Source organism: Frateuria sp. (assembly GCF_035943815.1).
Classification (GTDB): domain Bacteria; phylum Pseudomonadota; class Gammaproteobacteria; order Xanthomonadales; family Rhodanobacteraceae; genus Frateuria_A.
This window is the reverse complement of record NZ_DASZBU010000015.1, coordinates 424,687-445,945: the sequence shown is the minus strand read 5'-3', so window position 1 is coordinate 445,945 and position 21,259 is coordinate 424,687. Positions and strand designations below refer to the sequence as shown.

Here is a 21,259-nt window from a genome sequence, read left to right as displayed (position 1 = left end):
GGTCGTCATCTGGCTGCTCCTATAAAAAAATTTGAAAGTTCGTCCTCGTGCTGGCCCCGGGGGAAACTCGCGCGCCAGTTCCGGGGGTGCCACCCACCGCGGCCGGCCTTCGCCTCGCAGATGGGACCCACAAGCGAAACGGCTCGGTGCGCATGTCACAGGTTGAGATCCAAAGGAGCAAAAAAGGGCGGAGGTGATTCGTTATCAATTGCGCCGCCGGGGGCAAATCCAGGCAGCGCCTTGAACTCGGCGTCGACTGCCTCGACTAGGTCGCGCATAGGTCGCAACGTGGCGCGCGAACGCGCTGCAGCCAGGGCATCGGAGATATCGATCCGGTGATCGATGCTTACGTCCAGCTTCTCCCGCAGCAGGCCGGTGAGCTTGGCCTTCAGTTCGATCAGCCGAGCGAGCGCGTTGGCGTTGTTCGTCTTCTCCGCGAAGCGGATCGCCGCGTCGCACTCGGCCATGCACTTGGCGCCGTTGTATTCCGCGGCTTCGGCCAACTGGTGTTGCACACGCTCTATCTCGGCTTTTACGGCCGGGTTTTCGTTCAACAGGTGGTATGCGGTGTACCTGGCCGACCTCGGGGAGTAGCCCGCAGCGATGGCCGCCTGCGTGCCGTCGGCGCGGGTTTGCCATTCGGCGATGAATCGACGCTGGCGTGCCGTCAGGCTGTTACTCACTTGGCGAGCCGTACGCGGTTGTATCGATTGATCCCGCGGTGCGCGAGTTGTTGGATCAGCGCAATGCTGTTGCCCGCGCCGCTTCGCTCGGCCAAGTCGACCAGTTTCGGGTTTGCCGCGGCCAGGTGCTGGAACTCGCGTCGCGCCCATTCCACCATCCAGCCTGCCTTTTCCGGGCCGTACAGGCCCTGCAGCCCCTGCAGCACCTCGTGGCTTTCTTGGGCGTTTTGCTCGGGTGTCGGCGCACGCTCCAGCCCACGCTTCACGATGAATTCCGCGGCGCCCGCGTCCTTGCCTTCGATGCCCACTGCCGCCAGCGTGGACTTCATGTCCGCGACTGCCGCGTATGGATTGAACGGTTCCGCGGCGTCGGCTGGTTGCTCGGCGCTGGCCGGTGCGTCGCCTTCGTTGGGCTCGGCGCCGACGTCGGCCAGCGCTGCGGCCGCCTGGGCCTCGGTCCAATGGCCGCCAGCCACTAAGGCCTGCGCCATGACGGCGTCAGCGCTTGTCGGTGCAGGTGTTGGCGCTGCTGACGGAGTGATGACGTTGGCGGTGCTCGGCGCGCCGCCGCCGCTGGCGGGGCTCTGTGCTTGCTCCATCATTCCGGCAGCCCCAGCAGGGCCGCGCGCCGGCGGCGCATGACGGCCACCGACTCGTGGAACTTGACGGCGTAAGGCCGGTGTTCGTGCCAAGGAGGCGGGCCGCCGAACATCTGCAGCCGGTCGAACTCGTGGCGGACAGAAGCGCGCAACTCGTCCGCTTCCAGATAGAGACCATCGCGCTTTGCTGTCCCGAAGTTCGCCGGCAGCGCGCGGTCGAACGCGATTTCGGCCTGTCGCTGTTTGTCGATCAACTCGGCCAGGTGCTTGATGCCGGCTTGTGTGGCATCGGCCGCCTTGGCGCGCTTTTCGGCCAGGGCGACGCACTGCGATAACTCGGCGTCCTGCGCCTCGCGCGCCGCGGCGCGCGCCTGTTCGGCGGCACGGGCTTGCGCGGCCTCCAGCGTGCGAGCTGTTCGGTCGTGGCGTTGCGTGGCGGTCACGAAGGCGCCGTGCGCCTTGTCGGCTTCCCGCGGGTCCGCAGTGCCGTCTGCGGCGGCCAGCGCGAGTTCATCGTGACGCCGTCGGGCGGTGTCGACGTCGAACTCTTCCGCAGCGAGCTGAGCTTGCAGCCGAGAGACCACGTCCTGTTGACTGGGCTTCGAATTGAGCATGCGACGTCGTCCTAAAGGAAAAATGTTGTCTCTTGTTGCCTGTTGGCGCATTTCGTCTGCGCTGACGTGACCATTATACCAACAAATACAACAGCCTATGAGCCGAATGCGGTGCGAGAACCTACTGCCTTACAGGGAGTAAATTGGCAACTCAAGGCGTTTGGCGAGCCACCAGGCTCGCAGGCATCACGCACGGGAGCGCCCTCGCGCCTACGCGCGTGGGCTGTTGGGTTTTAGCTGGCTGTGGCGTTGATTAATTGCCGGCGCGTTGATAAAACATCAATAAAAACAAGTGGTTGCAAATCGTTATCAGTAGGTCCAAAGTCAACCCACGGCATCTGCCGGGACAGGGGGACCACCATGTATATCGCCAAGACTCTGGAAGCTGGCTTCCAGCTACGCTTTGAATCCGAAGACATCGACGCCTGCGAGCGGGTATTGCAGGTCATGTCCCGGGCTCCCACGCCGGTCGACGTCGTCCAGCTGCAAACCCTCATCGATGCGGTCAATGCGGCCGCGCGTCCGCCGCTTTCGGCGGCGTCCTGACGTGAGCGCAGTGATGAACCTCACCCCGATCGAAGCCGCGGCGCGTCTGCGGCTAGAGCCCAAGACCCTGGCCAACTGGCGCAACAAGCGGGTCGGCCCGCCGTTCCGCAAGTTCGGCCGCCGCGTGCTGTACCCGCTCGACCTGCTGGAACTGTGGGAGCGGCAACAGACGGTAGAAACCAAGGGTTAAACCCTTTGCTCAATCGACCATGGCGACAGCAGACACACCCTATAGGGTTGTGTCTGTCGCTGTCGCCAACATGGCTGGTCGACAAAGCTATTTGTCGCAGTTTGTCGCCGTGTCGCCAATCGCTCGAAACCCGCACGGCTAAGCCATTCCTTGCGGCTTGGCACTTGTCGCCAACTTGTCGCCGCCGCCCCTGGCGACACGCCGCTCGGCGGCATTGGCGACAAATGCCACTTGTCGCCAGCGGTCATGCCGGCGCCTGGCTGGGCAATTTGTAGAATGGCCGCCCGGGCTCCTTGAGCACCAGTCGCTGTGTGACCAGCCATTCCACCCCGCGATCGAATGCACGCGCGCGGGTTTTGCGAGCGGTGGTCAGCTCTACGCCCTCCACGTCCTGACGCAAAGGGTTCAGCTCGTCATACGCTCGCGCCCACTCGTCGCGGCTGCACTCTTGCGGCGCATCAAAGCCCGGGCCGGTGTCGCGTAGCGCTTGGACGCACGCCTGGTAGACCATTTGCCGGGCCGGCGTCATCTCCGGTTTTCGTCCGCGGCCGCCGTTGCCTTGGACCCGCTCCACGTTGTCGACCACCAAGGAGCTAACGCGCTCGGCCGGGTCATCGGCGCCCGGCCCCAGATCGACGGGCAATAGCCGAAACTGCCAGGCCACACCGTCGGCTCCGTCTTTCATCTTGGTGGCGCGCACCTCGCGCACGCCCGTCACCTTGTCGTAAGTCACCGCGAGTTCTGCGTCAGCGGCTCCCAGCAACGACGAATGGCCGCGGGCGCCGCGGCTGGCGTCCTTGCCGCTGTGGTGGACCAGGATGCAGAGGCAATCGAACGCAGTGGAGATCATGCCGGCGCACGCTATGGCCGCGCTCATGTCGGTGGCGCTGTTCTCGTCCTTGCCCGGCATCGCACGCGCCAGCGTATCGATCACCACCACGGCCGGCTCGATGCCATGCGTGTGCAGATCCGCAATGAACTGCTTGGCGTTGGCAGGCTGCGTGAGGCTCATGGCCTGGCGCTGGATCACATGCAGGTCGGCCAGGTCAGTCGGCTGTAGCTGGTTGTGCCGCAGGTAGGCGGCAACGCGCGCGTTTATCTGCGCTTCCAATCCGACATAGACGGTCGCTCCTTTTCGGGTGCGCTGGCCCGCCCATGCTTCGCCTCTGGCAATGGTGGCCAGCAGGTCCAGCACAAGGAAGCTCTTGCCGCTCCCGGGTTCGCCAAAAAGCACGCAAAGGCCTTCCGCGGGCAACAAGTCGCGGATCAGCCAAGACGGCGGCGGCGCCGCGATCAGGTCCGCCACGCTCTGCAGCTTGTAAACGATCTTCCGTTCGGCCTTTGGCTCGCTGGCGTTCTCGAGCATCCACTCGGGCGCCTCGGCGATTTCCTCAGGGGTGGCGAGGAACTCTGGCGCGATGAGTCCTCGCGCCCACACCCAAATGCCATCCCCGAGCCGCCCCTGGGTAACGATCTTGTCGGATCGGTAGATCAGGTACCGGTGCGTTTTGTTTACGACCTCAAGCGTTCGCGGAAAATATCCGTCTGCTTTGAACTCGCGAAACTCGTGCTCGCTGGACTCTAAAACGGAGCCATCTTCCATGAGCTCCGGAGCCATTCGCACAACAACAACGGCCAAGTGCCCCCCATCGCGAAAACGGGCGGTCGAGACGCCGGCCAATTCGCCGGCCTCCCACCACTGGCGGATGGTGTCCGGGTCCTGGGTCGTCGTCCGCAGGTTTGTCATGTTGCCGGCGTAGAAACCCTGGCCGACGAGTGCCAAGGTGTTGTCGAGCATCGCGGGATCACGAGTCATCGTCATGCGCGAACCTCCATCGCCGGCATGCGATGGAGGCTCATGCTTGCGCACACGGCATCGTTCCGGCCAATAGGCAGCCACGTGGATGGGTCGGCCATACGTGCCCGCACTTCGTCCGCAACAGCGTTGATGCGCCGGCTTGCTTCAGCCAGAGCCGCGGACACTTCGCGCGCGCCGGCTCGATCCTTGGCCAGAGCGCGGACTGTCGCGGGGTCGGCCAGGTCGTAAGCGGCATCGAATGGGGCGCCCGCTGCGGACTCCACGCAGGAGGCCCAGCGTAGCAATGCCTCGGCGTCGAGCTGCACCGTTGGGCCAGGCCCTGCGACGTGCAGAGCGAATACCATTCGGACGCTTTCCGGCTGGTCGATACCGTGCAAACCGTCCGGCTGATCGATCGCCAGGCAGAGGCGCCGAACGCCCGGCGGCAGCGGCGCGCTGTCCTCGGCGTCCGCGTCCAAATCGGAAGGCGAGAACATACGCAGAGACACGCCCGGGATTGGCTGGCTCATCGCTTCGTTGACCAAAGCGATGAGCTGAGCGAGGTCTTCACCGGTGACGGGCATCACGCGGCACCCCCGTTGCGCGCGGCGGCGCAGCTGGCGAGATGGGCAGCAAGCTCGCTAGCGAGCCAGCCGACGGCGCCTTGGCCGGAGCCGCCAAGAGAGATGGGCCGCGGAAACTGGCCATTTTTCCAAAGGCGGCGAAGGTGCACTCGCGAGAAGCGAATACCCCACGCAGTTTTCAGCTCGGGGTAGCTCACGACGCGATCGTGAACGACAGTGCTGGTGCTGTTTGTTTCAGTCATTGGAAGCGCTCAGATGAAGAACAATGGGCACCGCTAGACGCAGTCGTCCGGCGGCGTTGGCTTCAGTCTGTTAAGTCGGATTGACAGGGCGACAGGCCCCCATGTCCTTCGCGGACATGCCACTAATTTGTGTGCGCTTTGCTTCGGACTGACAGGGAGGCGGCCGCCTGCCCTTGGCCCATTGCGGGCAATGTCATTTTTAAGAGCGCGCGATCGCTCTGCGGCAGTACGGCGCCGGCCCCCTATGGCCCACAGTGTACATTCGTCTTCCTCTATGTCAATGAAAACATAGGGTTAATTGACGTAAAGTCAATTAGACGGCGCTCGCAACGCAGGCTGCTGCGTGACTTTCAACGGAGCAAAAAGCGCCTAGGTCGCAGGTAGGTCGCAATCGAGCACGCGCCCCAGCGCAGCGTCGAATAGTTCGATCGCGCGGCGCTTCTCGGGCAAGTAGAGTTCTGCGTTGTTGCGATAGTGCGTCCCGGTTACCCCGGCGATGCCATGGCTCTGCAGCCGGTCGGCGAGTTCATCCGGCACGCCGGCGGCCTGCATTAATTGAGTGCACGTGCGCCTCAGGTCCCGGGGTGTGAATGGCGCGATCTTCTTGCCGTCCACCGCGGCGTGCTCTGACTTGAGCCAGTAGCGCACCGCACTGGCCGGTGACGCTATGTCAATCGGCTCGCGCTCGCTGGTCGACCACGGCCAAGGACGCCCGCCGCTCAGTGGGCGCACGCGCTCGATTATCTCCACCATGCGCGGCGTCATTGGCACTAGGTGCACGCGCGGCTGCCCGCCGCGGCCCTTGCGGTCGATCAGCGACACCGTGCCCTCCTCAACGTCGTACGAGCTCCAGGGCTCCCGTGCGAGTTGGTGCGTGCGCTGACCGCCACTGGCGATGGTGAAGCGCAGTAGGTCTGCCATGATCCGTCCGACGCGTGGCGCCTTGTCGATGGTCAGCCAGAATTGCCGGAGCTCCGCGCGGGATAGTGCGCGAGTGCCGGGGGTGCTCTTCGCCTCCCGGGGCACGTTGGCCACGGGGTTGTGGACGAGCGCATAGGTTCGAGCCGCGGCGCGCGCCACCGAGTTTTCAGATTGCACGCCATAAGCAAACGCGGCCCGCAGAAACGACTGCACTTTGCTGGCGCTGCCCTGCGCACCAGACGTGTTGCGCCGGCCGGCACTGCCGCGGCCACTGGCGGGCCGGTCCACGCCCTCATGAAAGATCGGGCGCAGTAGCGCCACGATGTGCGCCGGCTCGACCTCGCGCGCCTTCATGGAGAGAATGGCGCCGGCCCGTTCCGCCAGTCCGTCAACGATGCGCGTCCATTCCTTCGCCTGCCTCTCGGTCGTCGGCGCGCGCCGCTCGGATCCCTCCTTGCGCGCGGCGATGTAATCGCGCAGCAGATCCGCGAACGTGCCCCGCTCGCTGTCCACCTGGCGAACGTGCTTCGCGCGCTCCCGTTCCTCGACCGGGTTGCGGCCCTCGTTGATCAGCGCGAGCGTTCGGGTTGCTTCCTCGCGCGCCTGCTTCAGAGTGAGGGCGCGGTGTCCGGCGGGGAAGTTGTCACGGGGCGACGAGTCGCCGGACAGCGCGCCATCGGAGTGGCGCAAGTAATGGCCCAAGCGGATGCGCCGCACGCCGGCGCCGGGTAGGCGCTTGATAAGCACCCACGTCATTGCTCCGCCGGGGGATACGCGCAGCGCCAGCCCGCGCACGTGGCCGTCCGGGTAGTCTGTTTGCTTCTCTCCCGGTTTGACCGATGCGAGAAACTTGTCGGTGAGGCTGGTACGATTGGCCGTCTTTGGCATGGCACGAGTCAACCTTAGGCAACAAAAGGGGGCGTTTTGGCAGGTGCTTCCATGTTGCCTCATGTATGTACGCATTGCCAGCAAAGCCTGACACAGCAAGGCTCGAACCTAGTACACCAGGTAACACAAGAAACCGCCGGCGCACCTGATCAACGCGTTTGTAATCAGTAGGTCGCGGGTTCGACTCCTGCTGCCGGCACCACCTCTCCTCTCATCCCACGCTCATCCGGGCATGGCGGCGGGCGCCCCCGACGATGCGGACCCGCGCTGGGTCGAGGGATAGCTGACCAGTTCGGGCAGGGTCAGCATGGCGGCGAACCAGCCGGTGTCCATCTGGCGTTCGACCGGGAGCCGGTACAGCGCGTAGCGGTCGGGAGCGGGCAACGGGTTGGTGCCGCAGATGTAGCTGCAGGCCGCGCGGTAGCCGGCTGCGCGCGTGGCTTGGACCACTCGCTCGTCGAAGGCGCCCTCACCGCCCACCGGGTAGGAAACCAGCGATACCGGCGTGCCCAGCTCGCGCTCCAGGGCGGCCCTGGATTCGCGCAGTTCAGCTTCCAGCTCCTCCTGCGGCAGCTTGGCCAGCATGCGGTGGTGTACGCCGTGGGAGCCGATCTCGAAGCCGGCCGCATGCATCTGGCGCAGCTGTGTCCAGCTCATCGGGGTGCAGTCCGGATGCCCGGCTGCGCGCGGCAGGTTCCAGTCAGCTTCCAGGCGCGTGATCAAGGCCGCCTGGTCGGCTCCGTCGAGCGACTTGAGCCGGTCGAGCAGGTGCTGTGCGAGGCGCCGGCGCGCCGGCCGGCCGTTCGGCAGGGCGCACGCCAGCCCCAGCTCGGGCATGGCCAGCTCGTCGGCCTGCGTGCGCAGGATCATGTGCACCAGCCAGTCGTAGGCGTAGGGCTGGCCGTTGTCGATGTGGCCTGTGGAGACGAAGAACGTGGCCGGGATGTCCAGCTCCCGCAGGATCGGGAAGGCGAACCGGAAGTTGTCGTCGTAGCCGTCGTCGAAGGTCACCGCCACGGCGTCCACCGGCAGGCGCTCGCCCGCCTCCAGTGTGGCCAGCACCTGCGAAAGGGTCATTGGGCGGAAGCGTTGCCGGAGCAGCTGCATCTGCCCGCGGAAGCCTTCAGCCGAGGCGCTCACCAGATCCAGGTCGAAGTCGAAGCGGTCCGGGTCATCCATCGGCAGCACGCGGTGGTAGGCCAGTACGCGCAGGTCTTGGCGAATCCAGCCCCGGACATGCTGGAACAGCCGCAGCAGGCCGCCGCGGTGGCACAGCGCACCCAGGCGGCCGCGCATGCCCCGCGCGGGTTCGTCCCATCCGGTCGGGGTCCTCACGACCTGGGCTTCCGGCCGTGAGGACCCGCGGGCCGGTCGCAGTCCCGATGGAAAACAAAGCGCTCGCTACCGTCCATCTCCTTGTCCCCCCAGACTGCCGCAGTACGTCGTGGGCGCGCTTGGTCCGTTCGGCCGCGCATCCGTGTGCCTTATCGCCGCGGGTCGACTGCCATCCCCGGTGGTCCGCCGCAAGCCTGTTTGGCCCAGGCGTAGCGGATCAAATTGTGATCCACATCGCAAACTGTGCAGTCCGCTGCTATGTTCGCGCAAGGCCCGAGCGTGACGGCGGCCTCGAGGGGACACACAGGGGAGAGTGCGGTGTTTCGCGACACGGTCATAGACGACCCGACCACCGACCTGCGGCCGGCCGTTTCCGTGCCCGGGCGCCCCGCCGCCGGCCACGCCGGCCGGCGGCGCTGAGGAGCGCCGCATGTGCGGCCTGGCCGGCTTCCTCGGGACCCCCGAAGCGCCTGCTGCGGCCCGGGCCCTGCTGGAACGCATGATCGGCACGCTGCACCACCGTGGCCCGGACGGCTTCGGTTTCCATGTCGAGGGTGGTGTCGGCCTCGCGCATGCGCGGCTGGCGGTGATCGACCTGACGACCGGCGCGCAGCCGATCGCCAACGAGCGCGGCACCGTATGGACCGTGCTGAACGGCGAGATCTTCAACTACCGCGCGCTGCGCACGGAGCTGGTGCGCCGCGGCCACCGCTTCGCCACGCAGTCGGATACGGAAGTCATCGTCCACCTCTACGAGGAACATGGCGATCGCTTCGTCGAACACCTCAACGGCGACTTCGCCCTTGCGCTGTGGGACGGCGAGCGCGGGCGCTTGCTGCTGGCGCGCGACCGCTTCGGGGTGCGGCCGCTGTTCCACGCCTCCGCTGCCGGGCGGATGTGGTTTGCCTCGGAAATCAAGGCGATCCTCGCCGCGCTGCCTACCCGGGCGCGGCTCGACCCGGCCGGCCTGGCGCAGGCCTTCACCTTCTGGGGGCCGCTCGATCCTGGCAGCGTGTTTGTTGGCGTCGAAAGCCTGCCGCCGGGACACCTGCTGGCCATCGGAGCCGATGGGCAGCGCGCGCTCACCCGCTATTGGGATTGGAGCTTTCCCGCCCCGGGCGCACCGCCGCGCTGGTGTTCGGTGGAGCAGGCCGCCGGCGAGCTGCGCGAGCTGCTGACCGATGCCGTGCGCCTGCGCCTGCAGGCGGACGTGCCGCTGGGCGCCTACCTGAGCGGCGGCCTGGATTCCTCCGCGGTGGTGGCGCTGATGCGCGAAGCGGGCGCCTCGCGCCTGCGCAGTTACTCGATCGCCTTCGACAGCGCCGAGTTCGACGAGAGCGAGCACCAGCAGGCCATGGTGCGCCACCTGGGCTGCGAGCACGACACGCTGCGCTGCACGAGCCGGGCCATCGGCGAGGCCTTTCCGCACCTGATCCGCCAGGTGGAGGCCCCGGTCCTGCGCACTGCAGGCGTGCCGCTGATGCTGCTCGCCCGGCGCGTGCGCGAGGACGGCTGCAAGGTGGTGCTTACCGGCGAGGGGGCCGACGAGGTGTTCGCCGGCTACGACCTGTTCAAGGAAGCCAAGGTGCGCCGCTTCTGGGCCAGGCAGCCGGGCTCGCGGTTGCGCCCGGCCTTGCTCGGCCGCCTTTACGGCTATCTCGAAAACTCGCCCGTGCGGCATGCCGCGCTGGCGCAATCGTTCTTCGGCCGCGGCATGGAGCACCTGCCCCGGCCGGTGTTCGCGCACGTGCCGCGCTGGGCCAGCTCGCAGAGCGCGCTGCGTTTCCTGGCGCCGGAGCTGCGCGCGGGGCTCGGCGGCTTCGAGCCGCTGGACTGGTACGAGCGGCGTCTGCCGCCGGCCATCGCAAGCTGGAGCCCGCTGGCGCGCGATCAGTACGTGGAGGCCAAGACCCTGCTGGCCGGCTACCTGCTGCCCGCGCAGGGCGACCGCCCGGCGATGGCACACGGCGTGGAAGGGCGTTTCCCGTTCCTCGACCATCGCGTGGTCGAGTTCGCCAATGCGCTGCCGGACCGCTGGAAGATCCGCGGCCTGACCGAGAAATACCTGCTGCGCCGCGCGCTCGAGGGACTTTTGCCGCCCGCGATCCGGCAGCGCACCAAGCAACCCTACCGGGCGCCCGACCAGTCCAGTTTCTTCGTCGACGGCGAGCCGCTGGATTTCGTGGCGGACCTGATGAGCCCGGCGCGGCTGCACGACGCCGGCTACTTCGATGCAGCGGCGGTCGGCCGCCTGTTCGAGAAATGCCGGCGCGGGCGGGCGATCGGTTTTGCCGACAACCAGGCCTTCGTCGGCATCCTCTCGACCATGCTGGTCGACGAGTTCTTCGTGCGGCGCGCCGCCGCATGACCCAGCAAACGGAGCTTCCGATGTCGACCCAGACCATGGACGTGAAGGCGCGTGTCCGCGATTACATCCTCGAGAACCTGATGTTCAGCAGCGATCCGTCCGAGCTCGCCGACGACGTCTCGCTGCTCGATCGCGGCGTGATCGATTCCACCGGCGTGCTCGAAGTGGTGCTGTTCCTGGAGGAGAGCTTCGGCCTGCAGGTCAAGGCCAGCCAGATGTTGCCGCAGAATTTCGATTCGGTGGACAACATCGTCGCCTTCGTCCAGCGCCAGCAGCAGGGCGGCGCGTGAAGCCAAGCGCTACCCCGCGCCGGCTGCTGCACGAGGCGCTGCTCGAGCACGGCGCCGACCCGGCGCGCGCGCGGCACACGGCGGTGGTTGTCGAAGGCCGGGCCTACAGCTACGCGCAGCTCCTTGATACCGCCAGCCGGCTCGCCGGCGCGCTCGCCGAACGTGGCGTGGGCCGTGGCGATCGCGTGGCGATCTACATGGACAACACCTGGCCCTGTGTGGTGGCGGTCTTCGCCACGCTGCTGGCCGGCGGCGTCTTTCTGGTCGTCAATCCGCTGACCAAGTCGGACAAGCTCGGCTTCGTCCTGGACGATTCCGGCGCGCGCGTGCTGCTCAGCGACGGCCACCTCGCGCATGAGTTCGTGCCGTTGCTGGGTACGCGACCCGCGTTGCGCGTCATCGCATCGGGCGGCTTGCCCGACCGATGCGCGATCGAGGCGTTCGATGCAGTGATCGAGGCAGCCGCGCCGTTGTGCGAGCGGCCCGCCACCATCGCGCTGGACCTGGCCGCGCTGATCTACACCTCGGGCAGCACCGGCATGCCCAAGGGGGTGATGCACACTCACCAGTCCATGCTGTTCGCGGCACAAAGCCTGATCCAGTACCTGCGGCTGGGCGAGGGCGAGCGCATCCTGTGCACGCTGCCGCTGGCCTTCGACTATGGCCTGTACCAGTGGCTGATGGCCGTGCAGCTGGGTGCGACGCTGGTGCTGGAGCGATCGTTCGCCTTCCCCGCGCAGGTGTTCGCCCGCATGCACGCGTTCGAGGTCACGGTGTTTCCCGGCGTGCCCACCGTCTTCGCCATGCTGCTCTCGGCGCACCGGCGCGAGCGACTGTGCTTTCCCTCCGTGACGCGGGTGACCAACACCGCGGCCGCGCTGCCCGACGAGCAGGCGCTGAAGCTGCGCGAGATCTTCCCGAGCGCGCTGCTCTACAAGATGTACGGGCTCACCGAATGCAAGCGCGTCTGCTACCTGGAGCCCGAGCTGATGGAGGCCAAGCCGGGCTCGGTCGGCAAGGCCATTCCCGGCACCGAGGTGTTCCTGCGCTCGGTCGCAGGCGGCCCGGTGGCGCCGGGCGAGGCCGGCATCCTCCACGTGCGCGGCCCGCACGTCATGCTGGGTTACTGGAACCGCCCCGATCTCTCGGCGCAGATGCTCAGGGAGGGCCCGCTTCCCGGCGAGCGCGTGCTGTGCACGCACGACTGGTTCCGCATGGATGAGGAGGGCTTCCTCTACTTCGTGGGCCGCAGCGACGACATCATCAAGACGCGCGGCGAGAAGGTCAGCCCGGTCGAGGTGGAGAACGTGTTGCACGCCGTCGAAGGTGTCCGCGAAGCGGCGGTGGTGGGGGTGCCCGACGAGCTGCTGGGCGAGGCGATCCGCGCCTACGTCGTGCTGGAGTCGGGCGTGTCGCTGGGCGTCGGCCAGATCCGCGCGTACTGCATGCGCCGCCTCGAGAGCTTCATGGTGCCGCAGCAGATCCTGCTCTGCATGGACCTGCCGCGCACCGCCACCGGCAAGGTCAGCCGCAAGGCATTGCTCGAACAGCCTCCTGCCTGAAGGTTCGCCATGGACGATCTCTACGACATGCTGCACGCCCGCCTCAGCGCCTCGCTGCAGACGCTGCCGGACAAGCCCCGGGAAACACCCGACAGCGCGTTGCGCGCGCTGTGGTTCGCCGCGGCGGGCGAGCCATGCTCGGTGGTGGCGGCTGCGCGGGATCCACTGCCGCCGCTGCTCGACGACAGTGCCCGCCAATCGCTCGCCCGGCTGGTCGATCGCCGCCTTGCTGGCGAGCCGCTTGCCTACCTCACTGGCCGCGGCCATTTTCTGGGGCTGGAACTGCTCGCCGGCTCCGCTGCACTGATCCCGCGGGAGGAAACCGAGCTGCTGGCGCGCGCCTGTGTCGAACTGCTTCGGACGGCCACGGAGCACCACCCGCCGCGCGTGGTCGACGTCTGCACCGGCTCGGGCAACCTGGCCTTCGCCATTGCCCATCACGTGCCCGCCGCCGAGGTGCTCGGCGCAGACATCAGCGCCGAGGCGCTGGCCCTGGCCGAGCGCAACCGCGAGCACCTGGGCCTGCCACGCGTGGAGTTTCGCTGCGGCGACCTGCTGGCGCCGTTCGGCGCGCGCTTCGACGGCACGGTCGATCTGATCGCCTGCGCGCCGCCCTACATCCTCAGCGCGAAGGTGGAGCAGATGGCGCCGGAAATCTCCGCGCACGAGCCGCGACTGGCGTTCGACGGCGGCCCGCTGGGCGTCAGCATCCTGCTGCGCCTGCTCGAGGAATCGCCGCGCCTGCTGCGCGCGGGCGGCTGGCTGGCGTTCGAGGCCGGCCTCGGGCAGGGCCCGGCGATGGCCCGCCGCCTCGGCCGCGACCCGCATTACGACGAAGTGCGCACACTGATTGACGACCACGGCGAGGTGCGGGCGCTCCTCGCCCGCCGCGCCTGAAGGGGGAACCGGGCATGGATGGACTGACTGCGGACGTATTCGCGCTCGACTACGCCGCCGAGGCCGAGCGCATCGCCGAGCGGCTGCGCCAGGCCACGGCGCGCGAGCTGCACAAGCGCGGCCTGGTCGTGGCCATATCAGGGGGCGTGGACAGCTCGGTGTGCGCCGCGCTGGCGGTGCGCGCGCTGGGCGCGCAGCGCGTGTTCGCGCTGATCCTTCCCGAGCGCGACTCGGCCGACGAAAGCGCGCGCCACGCGCGCATCCTGGCCGGACATCTGGGTGTGCGCGTAGAAACCGTGGACATCGCGCCCACGCTGGCCGCCATCGGCTGCTACGCCGCGCGCGACGAAGCCGTACGCCGCGTGCTGCCGGACTACGCCGACGACTGGCGCATGAAGATCGTCATCGCCGGCGGGCGCGAAGGCGGCATCAACCACTTCAACCTGGTCGCCCGTTCGCCCCACGGCGTTACCCACGAGCGTGCGCTGGGACTGGCCGATTACTTGCAGATCGTGGCGGCCACCAGCTTCAAGCAGCGCGTGCGCAAGACGCTGGAGTACTACCACGCCGACCGCCTCAACTACGCCGTGGTGGGCACACCCAACCGGCTGGAGTACGACCAGGGATTCTTCGTGAAGAACGGCGACGGCTCGGCCGATGTCAAACCGATCGCGCACCTGTACAAGACCCAGGTCTATGGCATGGCGCGGCATCTCGGGCTGCCCGCATGCGTCGCCCAGGCCGCGCCCACCACCGATACGTACAGCCTCGCCCAGGGCCAGGACGAGTTCTACTTCGCGCTGCCCTGGGCGCAGATGGACCGGGCGCTGTGGGCCCTGGAACACGGCCGCACAGCCGCCGAACTCGGCCATGCGCTGGACATCTCCGAGGCCGCCGCCGAGGCGGTGTATGCCGATATCCGCAACAAGCGCCGCAGCACGCGCTACCTCCACCTGCCACCGCTGCTGCTGCAGGACGTGCCCGCCGGAGCGCCGGCATGACGGCAGATGCGGGCTACCGGGTGGAGGCCGCCGATCTGCCGCGCGACCGCGAAGCCGTGCTGGGAATCTGGCACGGCAGCCTGGGCGACCCGGCCCGGCACGCGGGCAAGTTCGATTGGTTTTACCGGCGTTGCCCGTTCGGCGAGCCGGCGACGCAGCTGCTGCGTCACCACGGCGTCGCGATCGGCTGCTGCACGGCCGCCCCGCGGCGCATGCTGTGGCAAGGCCGCGAGATCCGCGCCGGCTTGCTGGCCGATATGGCCGTGGCCGCGCAACATCGCACCCTGGGGCCGGCGCTGATGCTGCAGGAAGCGCTGGTGCAAGCGGCCGGAGAGCGTTACGAACTGCTCTATGGCTTCCCCAACCGCAAGTCGCTGCCGGTGGTCAGGCGCCTGGGCTACGCCGTGCTCGGCGCACTGGTCCGCCATTCGAAGGTGCTGCGCCACGGCCCCTACCTGGAGCGCCACCTGCCGCGCTGGCTGGCCAGGCCGCTTGGCCGCCTGCTCGATGCAGGCGTGGCGCTGTGGGAACGGCCGCGGGCCCGCCGGCGTACGGGGGCCGAGTGGTCGGCGCGCGCCGACCCGCGCATGGATGCGTTGTGGCGGGCCAGTACGCATGGGGCGGGCCTGGTCGGCGTGCGCGATGCGACCATGGCGCGCTGGCGCTTCGACGAGTCGCCGCTGGCAAGCACCCGCTACCTGCTCGTCGGCGATCATCCGGGTGGCCCGTTGCGGGCCTGGTTCGCCTGTCAGTCCGTCGGCGCGGTGTTGCGCGTAGCCGACTACTGGAGCGAGACCGGCGCGGCCGGCATCGACGGTGCGTTGGTGCTGGCTCTGGTGCATGCGGCCCGCCGCGAGGGCTACACCTCCATCTCGCTGGAACATGCCATCGCCGACGAACGACTGGCCGGATGGCGACGCGCCGGCTTCGTGCCGCGCGACAGCCAGCCAGTGGTCGGCAAGTGGCTGGGCGAGGGCGGCCCGTCCCCGGCCGAGCTCGCGCAGGGTTGGCACCTGACCTCCGCCGACGAAGACGAGTAGGTCATGCGGCGAGTGCGCCTGCAGTGACCGCAGCGCCAGCACTGGCTGGCCGCTCTCTGGCACACTAGCAGGCCGCCAGCAGCCGGCTCCCGACCGGACGGGTTCCGGCAAGCGTCGCCCGCCGGCGCGACCCGGCGGCAGGCAGTTTTCAGGCGGCAGCATGAACCGCGCGCGTGCCGGTTCGGAGCTTGCTGCCGCATCACCCCGGCGCGCAGGCGCCAACGGACGGACGAGGCAGGCATGAGCGCGACCCAGACCGTGAGCTTGATCGGCGCACCCACCGACATCGGCGCAGGGCACCGCGGCGCCTCGATGGGTCCCGAAGCGCTGCGCGTGGCGCGGCTGGCCGAGAGGCTGGTCGCGCGCGGCCTGCAGGTGATGGACCGCGGCAACCTGCAGGGGCCGCTCAATCCGTGGCTGCCGCCGGAAGAGGGCTACCGTCATCTGGACGAGGTGGCGACTTGGAACATGGCCGTGCACACGGCCGTGCGCCAGGAACTGCAGGCCGGGCGCATCCCCGTGCTGCTCGGCGGCGACCACTCCCTGGCGATCGGCTCGATCTCCGCCGTGGCCGACCATTGCCGCGACACCGGGAAACAGCTGCGTGTGCTCTGGCTGGACGCCCATGCCGACTTCAATACCGCCCAGGCCACGCCGTCGGGCAACATCCACGGCATGCCGGTAGCCTGCCTGTGCGGCAACGGCCCGGCCCAGCTGACCGGCATGGGCAGCCACACGCCGGCGACCACGCCGCAGGTGTTCCGCCAGATCGGCATCCGCTCGGTGGACGAGGGCGAGAAAAAGCTGGTACGCGAGGCCGGCATGGAGATCGTCGACATGCGCCACATCGACGAGATCGGCATGAAGCGCGCGATGGAAGAAGCACTCGCCGGCGTCGACGAAAACACCCACCTGCACGTGAGCTTCGACGTCGATTTTCTTGATCCGTCGATCGCACCGGGCGTGGGCACCACCGTGCGCGGCGGCCCGACCTACCGCGAGGCGCAGTTGTGCATGGAGATGATCGCCGACACCGGCCGCCTGGGTTCGCTGGACATCGTCGAGCTCAACCCCGCCTACGACAAGCGCAACCAGACCGCCAAGCTGGCGGTGGACCTGGTCGAGTCGCTGTTCGGCAAGTCCACGCTGATCCGCTGACACCGGCTGCGGCGCAACAGCGCAATCCACCGCGGCGCGTCCGCAACGCCTATCATGGCGGGCTGGCGGTTCCTGCCGCGCGTTGCCCTTGCCATCATCCCTCGCCATGACCCGAATCCGCGTTCTCACTGGCATCACCACCACCGGCACGCCCCACCTGGGCAACTACGCCGGTGCCATCCGCCCTGCGATCGCCGCCAGCCGGCGCCAGGACGTGGATGCGTTCTTCTTCATGGCCGACTACCACGCGCTGATCAAGGCGGACGACCCCGCGCGCATCGCCCGCTCGCGGCTGGAGATCGCGGCGAGCTGGCTGGCCTGCGGGCTGGATCCGCAGCGGGTGACGTTCTACCGCCAATCCGACGTCCCCGAGATCCCCGAGCTCTGCTGGCTGCTCACCTGCGTTACCGCCAAGGGTCTGCTCAACCGCGCGCATGCCTACAAGGCGGCGGTGGACAAGAACGTGGAAACCGGCGAGGACTCGGACGCCGGCGTCACCGCGGGCCTGTACATGTACCCCGTTCTGATGGCCGCCGACATCCTCGCCTTCGATGCCAACAAGGTGCCGGTCGGCCGCGACCAGATCCAGCACCTGGAGATGGCGCGCGACATCGCGCAGCGCTTCAACCATATCTATGGACAGGACTTCTTCGTGCTGCCGGAGGTGCAGATCGAGGAGCAGGTGGCCACGCTGCCGGGCCTGGACGGCCGCAAGATGTCCAAGAGCTACGACAACACGATCCCGCTCTTCGGTGGCGGCAAGAAGGCCCTGCGTGAGGCGGTGATGCGCATCGTGACCGACTCGCGAGCGCCGGGCGAGCCGAAGGATCCGGACGATGCCTCGCTGTTCACGCTCTACCGCGCCTTCGCCGGCGAGGCGCAGACCATGGCGTTCCGCCAGGCGTTGCAGACGGGCCTGGCCTGGGGCGAGGCCAAGCAGGCGCTGTTCGAGCTCTTGGAAGGGCAGATCGCGCCCATGCGCGAGCGCTACGAGGCGCTGATCGCCCAGCCTGCGCACATCGAGGAGATCCTGCACGAAGGCGCCCGCAAGGCGCGCGCGATCGCCACGCCGAAGCTGGCGATGCTGCGCGAGGCGGTCGGCCTCGGCAGTCATGCGCCCGCGGGTGCGATGGGCGCGGCCAGGCCGCGTGCTGAGAAGGCGCCGCGGCTGGCCAGCTTTCGCGACGAGCAGGGTCGCTTCCGCTTCCGCCTGTTCGCCGGCGATGGCGAGGAATTGCTGCTTTCGCGCGCGTTCGACGACCCCAAGGCCGCCGGAGCCGCGCAGAAGCGCCTCAAGCAGCTCGGCGCCGCGGCTGCCGTGGTGCAGCTCACGCCGACCGCGCTGCTGCTGGAGCTCGACGGCGAGCCGGTGGGCAGCACGCCCGAGTACGCCGACGGAAAGGCGCGCGACCAGGCGCTGGAGCGCCTGCGCATAGCGCTCGACCAGCTTGCCGGCGCGGCTTGAGGGACCGTCCCGATGCTCCGTTATCTGGCACTGCTGCTGCTCGCGCCCTGGTTGCTGATCCTGGGCTGGGCCTATTTCGCCTACCCCAAGAGCCTGCCGCGCACCGCCGCGCGTCGGTTGTTCGACTGGGTCGCCTTGCTGCTGGCGGCCATCGCCGCCGCGATGTGCGCCGCCTACGGTTTCGAATCGGCACCGCCGCCGCAGGTGGATACCTTTGGCCGCGCCAGTGGCGCGATCTGGCAGCAGGTGCTGCCTGCGCTGCTCGGCTACGGCGCCTGCGTCGCCGTGCTGGGCGGTGCGATGTTCCTGCGCCATCTGCTGTGGCGCCGCCGGTGAACCCCGCCATGCCCCATGTCGATACACAGAAGCTGTTGCTGCGGTTGTTCGAGCGCCACGACGTGGAACTGGAGCCGGACGAAGACTGGCTGCTGACCGACGGCGACTTTCCCGCGGTGCGCGCGCACTGGCAGGACGGATCTGCGGGACAGCCCGGCCGGCTGGACATCGACCTGGTGCTGGACGAGGAGCGCCAGATCGAACTGAGCTACGCCGGCAACGGTCCCGGCCAGGCCGGCTGCTGCGACGCGCTCGAGCGCTTCGCTGCCGGCGACTTGGCCGTGCTGCTGGCCGCCTGCTGGTACGTCACCGACGACCGCAAGCTCGACTTGGCGCAATGGGAACTGGGCCTGCGCAGCTGGGATGCCTTCATCGGCCGCCTGCAGGCGGAGGGCGCGGACGCCACCGGCCTGCCGGATGTCCGCGGCGCCATCGCCGAGGCGCTGAAGCTCGAGTCGCTGGCGCCGTGCATGCACTGGGTGCGGCTGTTCCTGCGTCGCGGGGCCGATGGCCCGCTGGCGGTCGAGGCGCTGCTGGACAACGAACCCTGGTCGGCCGGCGACCGCGCGCTGGCCGCGCTTCCCTGGCCGGCGGGCACGCAGGACTACAGCGTGCGCAGCCTGCTGGTGCTGGACCTGCGCGACTACTGATCGGTTCACGGCGGGCCCGCGAATCGACGTAGCCTCCCCGGGCCAGGCGACGGCGCCTGCGTCGGTCCCACCTCTGCGTCAGTCCCACCGGTTCACGTGCGGCCCGAAGCGGTCACGCTGCTTGCGCACCACGCAGAAACGGTGGCCGGTGGGCGCCTGCATCACCCACCAGCGTTCCTTGACGAAGGCGATCGCGCGGGCGCCGAGCGCCTGCAGGCGGGCGACTTCGGCATCGAGGTCGTCGGTTTCGATGTCCAGGTGCACGCGGCTTTCGTGGTCGACCTTCTGCAGTAGGACGATCGGTTCGTCGTCCGCAGTGGCGAGTGCGGCGTAGCGGCCGTCGCCGTCCTGGTCGGCATCCTCGACCGGCTTGCCCAGCGCGGCGCTCCAGAAGCGGATCGCCGGTTCCAGATCGTCGAGCTGGCAGTCGAGCACGATGGTGCTCAGGCGGCTGTGGTGCATCGGGTGCCTCCTGTCGGCGGGAGTCCCAAGCGTGCGCGCGGGATCGTGAAAAGAAAACGGAGCGCCGGGGCGCTCCGTTTTTTCGTGAGTCTGGAGAGCGAAAGGCCTCCCCTCTCTCCAGCCCTCTCCCCCGGCTGGGCCGGGGGAGAGGGAGCGGTTGCGGCTAGCCTTGCCGTTCCCCGTTCCCGCCTATTGCGGCAGCGCCAGGTCGTCCAGCAGCGCCTTGAGGAAGCGCGCCGCCTCGCCGCCGGTGGCGGCGCGGTGATCGAAGGTGAGGCTGATCGGCATGCGCCGGTGCACCTCGATGCCGCCCATCACGGCCACGACGTCGTGGCTCAACTTGCCGGCGCCGACGATGGCCACGCACGGGGGCACCACCACCGGGGTGGCATAGCGGCCGGCGAACATTCCGAAGTTCGACAGGCTGATGGTGTAGCCGGAAAGCTCCGACGGCGGGATCGAGCGGTCCTCGACCTGCGCGCGCAGGCGCTGGATGCCGGCGCGGATGCCGGCGCCATCGAGCACGTCCGCATTGCGCAGGGCCGGCACGAACAGGCCGTCGTCGGTGTCCACCGCGATGCCGATGTCCACGTGGCGGTGCATGGTGCGGGTGAGGTTCTTGCCGTCGAACCATGCGTTGAGCGCCGGCACTGCCTTGCAGGCGGCGACGATGGCGCGGATCAGGCGCGCGGTGATGTCCTGCTTGCCCAGCCAGGCGTGCAGGTCGGCATCGTCGACCAAGGTGGTCGGCACGACCTGGGCGTGGGCCTCGGCCATCACGCGGGCCATGTTGCGGCGCACGCCCTTAAGCTGCTCCGGCTGGCCGGTGGCGGCCTGCGACGGTGGGGCGGTGCGCACCGGCTTGCCGGCCAGCGAGACCGGGCCGCGCTGCGGCGCCGGACCGGGCTCCGGCAGCTGCGGCGCCAGGTGGCGGCCGGCCGAGGCCGGCACCGCGCGCGCCGGCGCGCCGCCGAGCGGGGCGCTGCCGTTGGCGGCGGCGTCCTTGACGTCCTTCATGGTGACCACGCCCTCGGCGCCGGTCGGGCGCACCTTGGCGATGTCCACCTTGAGCTTCTTGGCCAGCGCGCGCACCGCGGGCACCGCCTTGACGCCGCCGATGCTGGCGGCCTGTTCGACGTGCACGGCGTTGCCGCTGACCATGGCGCCGACCACGGTGCCTTCGTCCTCGCGGTCCTTGCCGCCGGTTTCGACTTCACCGCCCTCGTCGGAGGCGACGACCTTGTTGCCGTCGTCCGGCGCCGGACTGCCGACGCTCTTCTTCGGCCCGTGGTGGTGGCCGGTGGACTCGGCCTCGGCGCGCTGCTTGGCGTTCGGGTCCGGCTCGAAGTCGGCCAGCGCCGCGCCGGTCTCGATCACGTCGCCGGCGGCGCCGTAGAGCTTGGTCACCTTGCCGGTGTAGGGCGAGGGCACCTCGACCACCGCCTTGGCCGTTTCCATCGAGGCCAGCGGCGCGTCGAGCTTGATCGTGTCGCCGACCTTCACGTGCCATTCGACGATGGTCGCGTCGGGCAGGCCTTCGCCGAGGTCGGGGAGGTGGAACGTCTTGATGTCAGCCATGTTCGCAATTCCGAAAGGATTGAGATGTTCGTCAGCCCGCTTCCGTGATGCG

At 68.4% G+C, this 21,259-nt stretch carries 22 protein-coding genes; 12 read left to right on the top strand and 10 right to left on the bottom strand.

Features of this window, described 5'->3' with window-relative positions:
• Positions 1–155: 155 nt before the first annotated feature.
• Genes VGU65_RS12600 through VGU65_RS12590 form a run of 3 tightly spaced genes read right to left on the bottom strand, consistent with a single transcriptional unit; the run spans position 156 to position 1,896 of the window.
• Entirely contained in the window at positions 156–683 is a 528-nt protein-coding gene (locus VGU65_RS12600) for a terminase small subunit (protein ID WP_327476220.1), read from the bottom strand.
• Positions 680–1,285 (bottom strand): hypothetical protein, encoded by a 606-nt coding sequence (locus VGU65_RS12595; protein ID WP_327476218.1) that lies wholly within the window; start codon positions 1,283–1,285, stop codon positions 680–682. The genes VGU65_RS12600 and VGU65_RS12595 overlap by 4 nt, the downstream gene beginning before the upstream one ends.
• On the bottom strand, positions 1,282–1,896 hold the full coding sequence (locus tag VGU65_RS12590; RefSeq protein ID WP_327476217.1) for a hypothetical protein: 615 nt from the start codon (positions 1,894–1,896) through the stop codon (positions 1,282–1,284). The genes VGU65_RS12595 and VGU65_RS12590 overlap by 4 nt, the downstream gene beginning before the upstream one ends.
• 360 nt (positions 1,897–2,256) lie before the next feature.
• Between VGU65_RS12590 and VGU65_RS12585 the strand changes: the two genes are divergently transcribed.
• Positions 2,257–2,442: a hypothetical protein gene (locus VGU65_RS12585; RefSeq protein WP_327476215.1), complete on the top strand. Its 186-nt coding sequence runs from the start codon at positions 2,257–2,259 to the stop codon at positions 2,440–2,442.
• A gap of 1 nt (position 2,443) precedes the next feature.
• Positions 2,444–2,632 (top strand): helix-turn-helix domain-containing protein, encoded by a 189-nt coding sequence (locus tag VGU65_RS12580; RefSeq protein WP_327476213.1) that lies wholly within the window; start codon positions 2,444–2,446, stop codon positions 2,630–2,632.
• A 244-nt stretch (positions 2,633–2,876) separates the two neighbouring features.
• Here VGU65_RS12580 and VGU65_RS12575 read toward each other — a convergent pair whose 3' ends face one another.
• The 5 genes from VGU65_RS12575 to VGU65_RS12560 form a co-directional block, all read right to left on the bottom strand.
• Positions 2,877–4,454: an AAA family ATPase gene (locus VGU65_RS12575; protein ID WP_327476211.1), complete on the bottom strand. Its 1,578-nt coding sequence runs from the start codon at positions 4,452–4,454 to the stop codon at positions 2,877–2,879.
• A complete protein-coding gene (locus VGU65_RS12570) occupies positions 4,451–5,014 on the bottom strand; it encodes a hypothetical protein (RefSeq protein ID WP_327476209.1) in 564 nt (187 codons plus the stop codon). The genes VGU65_RS12575 and VGU65_RS12570 overlap by 4 nt, the downstream gene beginning before the upstream one ends.
• Entirely contained in the window at positions 5,014–5,256 is a 243-nt protein-coding gene (locus VGU65_RS15670) for a helix-turn-helix transcriptional regulator (RefSeq protein WP_414655818.1), read from the bottom strand. The genes VGU65_RS12570 and VGU65_RS15670 overlap by 1 nt, the downstream gene beginning before the upstream one ends.
• A 369-nt stretch (positions 5,257–5,625) precedes the next feature.
• The gene (locus tag VGU65_RS12565) at positions 5,626–7,065 is read right to left on the bottom strand and encodes a site-specific integrase (protein ID WP_327476207.1); all 1,440 of its coding nucleotides are present in this window, start codon (positions 7,063–7,065) and stop codon (positions 5,626–5,628) included.
• 222 nt (positions 7,066–7,287) lie between these two features.
• A complete protein-coding gene (locus tag VGU65_RS12560) occupies positions 7,288–8,400 on the bottom strand; it encodes a polysaccharide deacetylase family protein (RefSeq protein ID WP_327476205.1) in 1,113 nt (370 codons plus the stop codon).
• Positions 8,401–8,830: 430 nt separating this feature from the next.
• Here VGU65_RS12560 and asnB point away from each other — a divergent pair, with 430 nt between their 5' ends.
• The 10 genes from asnB (at position 8,831) to VGU65_RS12510 (ending at position 19,167) form a co-directional block, all read left to right on the top strand.
• Positions 8,831–10,768, top strand: coding sequence for an asparagine synthase (glutamine-hydrolyzing) (gene asnB / locus VGU65_RS12555; protein WP_327476203.1), 1,938 nt, complete (start codon positions 8,831–8,833; stop codon positions 10,766–10,768).
• 20 nt (positions 10,769–10,788) lie between these two features.
• Positions 10,789–11,058 carry an acyl carrier protein gene (locus VGU65_RS12550; protein ID WP_327476201.1) on the top strand — a complete coding sequence of 90 codons (270 nt, stop codon included), beginning with the start codon at positions 10,789–10,791 and terminating at the stop codon, positions 11,056–11,058.
• Entirely contained in the window at positions 11,055–12,620 is a 1,566-nt protein-coding gene (locus VGU65_RS12545) for a class I adenylate-forming enzyme family protein (RefSeq protein WP_327476199.1), read from the top strand. The genes VGU65_RS12550 and VGU65_RS12545 overlap by 4 nt, the downstream gene beginning before the upstream one ends.
• 9 nt (positions 12,621–12,629) lie before the next feature.
• Complete coding sequence (locus tag VGU65_RS12540; RefSeq protein ID WP_327476197.1) at positions 12,630–13,517, top strand: N5-glutamine methyltransferase family protein; 888 nt, start codon at positions 12,630–12,632, stop codon at positions 13,515–13,517.
• A gap of 14 nt (positions 13,518–13,531) precedes the next feature.
• A complete protein-coding gene (gene nadE, locus VGU65_RS12535; protein ID WP_327476196.1) occupies positions 13,532–14,518 on the top strand; it encodes an NAD(+) synthase in 987 nt (328 codons plus the stop codon).
• A complete protein-coding gene (locus VGU65_RS12530; RefSeq protein ID WP_327476194.1) occupies positions 14,515–15,558 on the top strand; it encodes a GNAT family N-acetyltransferase in 1,044 nt (347 codons plus the stop codon). The genes nadE and VGU65_RS12530 overlap by 4 nt, the downstream gene beginning before the upstream one ends.
• Before the next feature lie 240 nt (positions 15,559–15,798).
• Positions 15,799–16,716, top strand: a complete 918-nt coding sequence (gene rocF / locus VGU65_RS12525; protein ID WP_327476192.1) for an arginase — start codon at positions 15,799–15,801, stop codon at positions 16,714–16,716.
• Between the two features lie 106 nt (positions 16,717–16,822).
• Positions 16,823–18,181, top strand: coding sequence for a tryptophan--tRNA ligase (locus tag VGU65_RS12520; protein ID WP_327476190.1), 1,359 nt, complete (start codon positions 16,823–16,825; stop codon positions 18,179–18,181).
• A 12-nt stretch (positions 18,182–18,193) separates the two neighbouring features.
• Entirely contained in the window at positions 18,194–18,517 is a 324-nt protein-coding gene (locus VGU65_RS12515) for a hypothetical protein (RefSeq protein ID WP_327476188.1), read from the top strand.
• An 8-nt stretch (positions 18,518–18,525) separates the two neighbouring features.
• Positions 18,526–19,167 carry a DUF6348 family protein gene (locus tag VGU65_RS12510; protein WP_327476186.1) on the top strand — a complete coding sequence of 214 codons (642 nt, stop codon included), beginning with the start codon at positions 18,526–18,528 and terminating at the stop codon, positions 19,165–19,167.
• Between the two features lie 78 nt (positions 19,168–19,245).
• On the opposite strand, the gene VGU65_RS12505 is transcribed toward VGU65_RS12510, so the two are convergent.
• Both VGU65_RS12505 and VGU65_RS12500 read right to left on the bottom strand, forming a co-directional pair.
• Positions 19,246–19,629 carry a VOC family protein gene (locus VGU65_RS12505; protein WP_327476184.1) on the bottom strand — a complete coding sequence of 128 codons (384 nt, stop codon included), beginning with the start codon at positions 19,627–19,629 and terminating at the stop codon, positions 19,246–19,248.
• A 189-nt stretch (positions 19,630–19,818) separates the two neighbouring features.
• Entirely contained in the window at positions 19,819–21,207 is a 1,389-nt protein-coding gene (locus VGU65_RS12500) for a dihydrolipoamide acetyltransferase family protein (protein ID WP_327476182.1), read from the bottom strand.
• Between the last annotated feature and the right edge of the window lie 52 nt (positions 21,208–21,259).